The following is a 6,464-nucleotide window of genomic DNA, read 5'->3' as shown; positions in this document are numbered from 1 at the left end:
GATTATTTTTTTCAAATATTTTTTTTAAAATTACTGAGCATTATGAGTAGATTATATCCTTTTTCAGTAATCATATAATCTCCACGTTCATGACGCTGCAATATCAAGTCACTTTCAAGTAATTTTTTGTATGTGGAAAAGTAAATTACCACCACGAAGCCCTGTAAGTTCTGAAAGAGCAGTGAATGTCATGGTTTCAGAGGCCATAGATTTAAGAATTTGAAGTCTCTGTTTATTAGAAATAGGTTCAAGAACACTCTTAACCATAATTTCTTCAGGAATAGAAGATATCTCAGTTTTATCCTCTTTATTATTGTCATATATTTGTAGAGAGCCAATTAGATTTATTTGCTTATCAAATAGTGAGTCTACTTCCTTAAAACAAATATCACATTTATCAAAAGGAGCACTTTTCCTTATTTCATCTAATTCCTCTCTTTTCTCTTCTATAATTTCTTTGGAAACATGTTTTCCTGTTTTATAAGTTTAGAATTATTTTGTAGAAATCCGTTAAATTTCTCTTTACAGGTTTCCCGCATCTTACAGGGATTAACCATATTTTGTTCTAAATCATTTTCAATATCATCAGAAATATAAACAGATACTGAATTCAAAATATCCTTTTTTAAGTTGCTTAGCATTAAATCAAGGTATTCTTGATTAGATTTTTCCATCAAACGCTTGATATCCTGATGTATAGCTTCTAATTTCATTCGGGCATCATAGAATTCAGGATTATCCATTTTATTTAGATTTTCCATAAATTATTTTATTGATTTAGATAGTATTAAAGGTTTCTTTCTTGACCTTTTAAGTCATATTTGTGTATAAAACTGTACTTAGTACATTTTAATGACGGTTTAGTATATATTTCTAATAAACATAGTTATATTTGAAATTAAAAACTTAATGGAGATGTGAAAATGGGAGTTAAAGAAGATATTCGTGGACAAATTATAGAAGCATTAGCAGGAGCCGATTTCCCAATAAATTCACCAGAAGAACTAATGGCAGCGCTTCCAAACGGTCCAGATACTACTTGTAAATCTGGAGATGTAGAATTAAAAGCATCTGATGCTGGACAAGTACTTACTGCTGATGATTTTCCATTTAAAAGTGCTGAAGAAGTTGCAGATACTATAGTGAACAAAGCAGGATTATAAGCCAAAATCGACTTCCTACTTTTTCTTTCTTTTCTTTTTTAAGGATAATTAATTATTATCTTATAATAGGTTTTAATGGAGAAATTAAAATGGATAAGCCCAATAGTAAAGAAAATAAGCATAAGTCCGTTGTACTGAATGTCCGTCATATAATGATATACCGAAGTAAAGTGTCACTACAGCCACAGGAACACACACAAAACACCCAGAAAAACACACCCCATATACATGTAGACCCTGAAAAATTGTAAAAATAGGTGTAATATACGATCCCTGCAATGTAGGTTGCAGGAGACAAAACAGCACAACACAACTAAACAAGACTACAGTTTTACTACACTTTACTCCACCATGGAACACGCCACATCAGGTGCCCCTTGGCCTGCAGGGGGCCTGTGATGGTGGGGGATGACACTCCAGGTGGATGGAATCACTATCAAAACACTATCAAAATACTCCACCTCTACTCCACCCTGCCACCCCAAATTTTATTTGCATTTTTTTTGCTTTTATTTGCATTTTTTTGTATTCTCAGGTTACAGGACTTGATGGGGGAACCCACTCCCCCGGAGAATGGAATTTTATTTTGATTTTTTTAGATTTTTTTAGATTTTTTTATCCAGTGTTCTGGGGCCAATCCCCAGATCAACCAGTCATATTAGCATGGCCCCTGCAGGTCGGCTCCCTCGACCTGTACCACCGGAGGAGGTTGGACACCACTGTAATCACAAGTTTCTCATCAACACCATACTCCTTGAAGACACTATACCTGTCCAGTGGGAGGTTCCTCCCATCCTCCCTGCACATGTAATAGACAATTAATAATCGCCTCGTAACCCGCATTCCCATGCAGATCCTTCAAATTAACATTGTTTATCAGCCACTCCACCCTACGGGCTATTGAATCGTTGAGTGGTGGCTTATCCTTCACCTTGTCGAGGAAGGCCTTGTACTCGCCCCGCCTCCACTCAGATTTACTCCCGTTACGGTACCTCCCCTCAAGGCGCCGTATCCTCTCACTATACGAACCCATAAAGGCCACCATCACAGCCTATTACTTGTTATCTTTGTCCATCCACCTACTTACACCTTACTCACACAGTACTATCACCCTGAAGGGGAACAGAACCCTGCAGTGGATTGATGGGGCTCCTCCCGGCCACTGCAGGGGATGTGATTGCCGGGCAACTACTCACATAATACTCGCACAGTACTGTCACCACCACCCAGACCATCACAACCTGAGACCCCCATCTCAGGTTGTTACATTGTTACATTGTTACAGCGGGTAAACCTATATTATACGAAAACGCATCATATAAGATCATTAATGTACAGATATGTGCATTCAAACGAATATAGAGAAAAGTACATGTAACAATGTAACAATGTAACATGAATATAAAGGCTTTTTTTTTGAAAATAAGGCTTTATATCGATTTTTTTGTTACAAACCATTTGTAACACTATGTAACAAATCGTTGTTTGTTACAAACAATGTAACAGTTTTGAACAGTCATGTACAGTCATGTAACAGTCATGTAACAGTCATGTAACAGTCATGTAACAGTGCTGGGGTTTGTGAACCAACCCCACAGGTGATTAAAAAAAAAAGGGGTGTGAAAAAGGGCTATGTTGATGTTGGTTGTGGTCTCGGTTATCATTCAGTTTTTGTCTGTGATCCTCTGTAACACCCAATCCAGGAACGCCTCCTCAGGTATCCTCACAACCCTCATTAGTTTCCCACTGATTCTTGCACTCGTATACTCAACATCAGCGTCTGTGATTGCCTTATCCAGTCTCCTGCTGAGTTCTGTGAGTGTCATTGAAACCCAAGTTCATCCCTGATGTCCCTGAGGATGTCCCTTGTGATGAGGTACATCCCCTCATCCTTTATCCTCATCCACTTCAACCATGAGATCAGCTCGTGTCCGGCCACCTCCCTGAAGCGATCCTCTGGTCTGTCCATGTACTCATCATTGTAGACCCCATCATTAACCTTCTTGATGCGGACTTTGGATTCCCTGTTCACCCTTTCATGGATCAGGAGCCTCACCCTGTCCACTTCATCCATAGCAACATCCTCAGTGGTCAAAGGCTCATATAATCTGATATCTGAGAGTATGCTGTCATCATAGTCGAGGTCTACGGTGAGGTAGGCCCTCCTGAGCAGTTCCTCCGTGACTCTGATCCTATCCTCTAATAGGAGGTTGGGGTCATCTATTATGGCCCCTATGATCCATCCTCCGAGGTGTCTGAGGCTCCAGAGCCGACTATCCATCCTGACCCGGCCCCTCTCACTAACACCCCATTTCTTCATGAAGTTCTCCGCCCTGACCCCGTCATGCTGATCCTCCTCAGTGAATTCTATCAGTTTCAGTCTCCTGATGAGTCCCTGGTGGCTTGTTAAACCCTTTGGTGGTTCGTTCATGGTTAATATGGGTGTGCTGAGTGCATGGTACTCTTTGCTCTCCAGGTTGTCCTGTGACATTGTCTTTCGTGCTGTTGGACTATCCACTATCCCCTTGAGGATGTTGAGGAGAGCCCTGTCCTCGAGTAAGGGTTCTGCTTCATCTATCAGGGTTGGTAGTGTCCATTTCCCTATCTCACCTGCGAGGCGTGGGACTGTATCAGCATGCTCACCCTTCCTATAGTAGCCTGTCCTCTCATCGAATCCGCTGATCTGACTGTAACCATCCTTTAACCTCCATAGGCATCCGATGAGCGTGGCGAGGCTGGTTTTACCAGTCCTCGGGGGCCCGTAGAGGAGTGTGATGTGTGTGGGTTCACCCCACTCCCTCCTAATGTAATCGAAGGGACTTGTGAGGTGGATAGAGGAGCAGGTAGTATGCTTTACCCCTCTGGGGTTTCGGGAGATCAGCAATATACTCCTCAAGGGTTAGGAGGGCCTCCCTGAGGCCCTCATCATCATATGAGGTGTTTAAGGTGCACCTGATGATCCTCCCATCATCCCAGTACAATCCGGGCTTGTCATACCCGTATCTGACTGTTAGGATCCGCCTCTGCTTCATATGGTTCAGGAGGGTCTCAGGGCGTTCGCTGACCGCAAACCCCTCAGAGACTATGAGTCCTTTCTCCTTGAACTTCTCATAGACCCGGCCCCCTCTCACTCAGAACCCATATCGGCCGTGCATGATGGGAGAGGACTCGTAGGGTGTAATGGAACGCACCGCTCGGATCCTGTAACAGGTAACTCTCATCGATGTCGATGCACACCCATCCACTATAACCTCGTATTCCCTGAGCGCATCCTCCAGGTGCCCCTCATTACTCACACCTATAACCCGCCTCCCATCATCCATGAAGACCAGGCCACCATGGTAGGGGTAGGAGATGATGTTACCATCATCAGGTTCTTGTGGGTGGTGTGCGGTGTCAGGGTAGGTGAGGATCTCGAGGATCTCCTCGACCAGTCCATCCTCCTCCTCTGCTTCACTGAAACCTGACCCGAGGATGCCCTCCAGGTCGGGGCCGATCACGGCGTGGATGATCTTCCTCGCCCTCTCAGGGTCATCGGTTTCCAGGGCGTCATGGAGGTTCATCCGTTTCCCCTTCATCCTGTACACTTCCCTCCCATCACGGTGGAGGGTGTAAGTGTAGCCCTGGTCATCCTGGTAGGCCCTGATCACCCTACCAGCCTGCTCATATTCGAAGAATAAGTCATTATCCACCCATCATCCCATGGCCTGGGCCTTTAGCCTTATCGGTGGGAACATATTTATCTGTACTCTCACCATAATTATCCATGCAGTTCACCTCCTTTGTGGGTGTTCACACCACTGTTGTTGTTTGTTGTCACCTCGGATGGTGTCATACCCTGTGGTGTTTGGAGGTGGGTCTTGTGGGGTGGGTGGTTGTGGTTGCCACCCCTCGAATCCTTCTTACTCCTGAGGTATTCCCTGAGGAGGTATTCGACTATCCAGGACATTGGCTTCCCGGACTCCTCAGAGTGCCTCTGGAATTCCTCGGCTATACTCAGATCCAGAGAGAAAACCTTCCTAACCTTAACCATACACTCTCACCTCTCTTTTATTCTGCAGAATGAGTATGAGTGGATAGTGTGGATTATAGAGGCTATGGTTAACTTGTGGGAATAGAGGCAGTGATAGAAAGAATTATATCTTGTGGGTTGCATACTAAAATTCAAAGCCAACACCTCCTTGGGGGCCAACACTCCATGGGAGACCAGGACTCCATGGGAGGCCAACACACCATGGGCTCTCTTGTGTGTGAGGTCAACACCCCAAGGGGTTGGTGGTTCAATACTCCCTGTAGGCGGTGGTGGTGGGTTTCCTTGGCATTGCACACCCCACCCAAACTCATTCTACAAACTCCCATATGTACATATCTGATTCTTTTGAATATAAAACATTTACCGTCCTGAAATAGTCATCTTTATCCTTTGTAAGGGATAATAAGAGACAATATGATGATATAGGGTAAATGCGATTTTCTGCAAAACCATAAAAGCATAAAAAGAGTTAAAAGGCTTCCCCCACATGTACCCACCATAGGGGTACATGAGGGTACATGGGGATTTGTTCATAGTATCCCCCATGGCAGATACAACCGCAAACCAGCACTATACGGGTACAGGGCTGATAAAACAACCCCACAACCCTGACAATAAATGTAATAATTCTTCCTGTCGAACCGGAATCTTTTAGATCCACAATCAGGGCAAACATCAAACAAAATCTCTTTGAGCACCCGCCGATCCTCCAACTGCAGAGTGTTCAACTGGTGCTCCCTGAACTTAACCCGTTCACTGTACTCCACCAGGAAACCCCCAGATTCCCCCTGCAAAACCGTAAAAGCATAAAAAGAGTTAAAAAAGGCCTCGCCAATGGGGGTGAGTGTCACTATGACCTGTCAACTTTTTTGATCTCCACCACCAGGAGGTCACCAGGCTTCAACTTCAAAGCATCCCTCAAGTCAGCAGGCACCTTAATGTTCCCCTGCCTGGTTAACCTGTTACTGAATGGCACGCCAACATCCTCCATCGCCATACAATCCACCTCCTATGATCATATCATATAACTATGGTGTGTCACAGTATAAACAATTAACCCCATAACATCGGCACAGTACCATGATTTGACTTCGTAATATAATGAATGTATGTGCGTTTGGTTAGATTATTTTGCTGGAAAAATAGAATAATTTGCAGTAATATTAAGTCCTACTGCTTTCACTACAGATTAAATATTAAACAATCAATAATTTTCAATTGATTTTAAGAATGCCCCCCCTCCAGTTTTCAATAGTTCAACCGGAGGG

Annotated in this window: 10 protein-coding genes; 1 reads left to right on the top strand and 9 read right to left on the bottom strand. The window is 43.6% G+C overall.

What is annotated here, in order from left to right; all coding sequences use genetic code 11:
• Positions 1–446 precede the first annotated feature (446 nt).
• Complete coding sequence (locus tag OXN82_RS09080) at positions 447–761, bottom strand: hypothetical protein (RefSeq protein WP_321212189.1); 315 nt, start codon at positions 759–761, stop codon at positions 447–449.
• 162 nt (positions 762–923) lie between these two features.
• Between OXN82_RS09080 and OXN82_RS09075 the strand changes: the two genes are divergently transcribed.
• On the top strand, positions 924–1,163 hold the full coding sequence (locus OXN82_RS09075; protein WP_321212188.1) for an MTH865 family protein: 240 nt from the start codon (positions 924–926) through the stop codon (positions 1,161–1,163).
• Between the two features lie 763 nt (positions 1,164–1,926).
• On the opposite strand, the gene OXN82_RS09070 is transcribed toward OXN82_RS09075, so the two are convergent.
• The 8 genes from OXN82_RS09070 to OXN82_RS09040 form a co-directional block, all read right to left on the bottom strand.
• Positions 1,927–2,196, bottom strand: a complete 270-nt coding sequence (locus OXN82_RS09070) for a hypothetical protein (RefSeq protein ID WP_321212187.1) — start codon at positions 2,194–2,196, stop codon at positions 1,927–1,929.
• Positions 2,197–2,827: 631 nt separating this feature from the next.
• Complete coding sequence (locus OXN82_RS09065) at positions 2,828–2,989, bottom strand: hypothetical protein (protein WP_321212186.1); 162 nt, start codon at positions 2,987–2,989, stop codon at positions 2,828–2,830.
• The gene (locus OXN82_RS09060; protein ID WP_321212193.1) at positions 2,986–4,047 is read right to left on the bottom strand and encodes a hypothetical protein; all 1,062 of its coding nucleotides are present in this window, start codon (positions 4,045–4,047) and stop codon (positions 2,986–2,988) included. The genes OXN82_RS09065 and OXN82_RS09060 overlap by 4 nt, the downstream gene beginning before the upstream one ends.
• Positions 3,965–4,294: a hypothetical protein gene (locus tag OXN82_RS09055; protein ID WP_321212192.1), complete on the bottom strand. Its 330-nt coding sequence runs from the start codon at positions 4,292–4,294 to the stop codon at positions 3,965–3,967. Before OXN82_RS09055 ends, OXN82_RS09060 begins: the two co-directional genes overlap by 83 nt.
• On the bottom strand, positions 4,295–4,855 hold the full coding sequence (locus OXN82_RS09050) for a hypothetical protein (RefSeq protein ID WP_321212191.1): 561 nt from the start codon (positions 4,853–4,855) through the stop codon (positions 4,295–4,297).
• A 68-nt stretch (positions 4,856–4,923) separates the two neighbouring features.
• A complete protein-coding gene (locus OXN82_RS09045; RefSeq protein WP_321212190.1) occupies positions 4,924–5,196 on the bottom strand; it encodes a ribbon-helix-helix domain-containing protein in 273 nt (90 codons plus the stop codon).
• Positions 5,197–5,726: 530 nt separating this feature from the next.
• Entirely contained in the window at positions 5,727–5,894 is a 168-nt protein-coding gene (locus OXN82_RS09100; protein ID WP_414855703.1) for a TFIIB-type zinc ribbon-containing protein, read from the bottom strand.
• A 152-nt stretch (positions 5,895–6,046) separates the two neighbouring features.
• On the bottom strand, positions 6,047–6,193 hold the full coding sequence (locus OXN82_RS09040) for an AbrB/MazE/SpoVT family DNA-binding domain-containing protein (RefSeq protein WP_010868907.1): 147 nt from the start codon (positions 6,191–6,193) through the stop codon (positions 6,047–6,049).
• Between the last annotated feature and the right edge of the window lie 271 nt (positions 6,194–6,464).

The sequence above is a fragment of the Methanothermobacter sp. DP genome, assembly GCF_026692625.1.
GTDB lineage: Archaea > Methanobacteriota > Methanobacteria > Methanobacteriales > Methanothermobacteraceae > Methanothermobacter > Methanothermobacter marburgensis.
The sequence above is the reverse complement of the archived record's forward strand: the minus strand, read 5'-3'. Positions and strand labels throughout refer to the sequence as shown.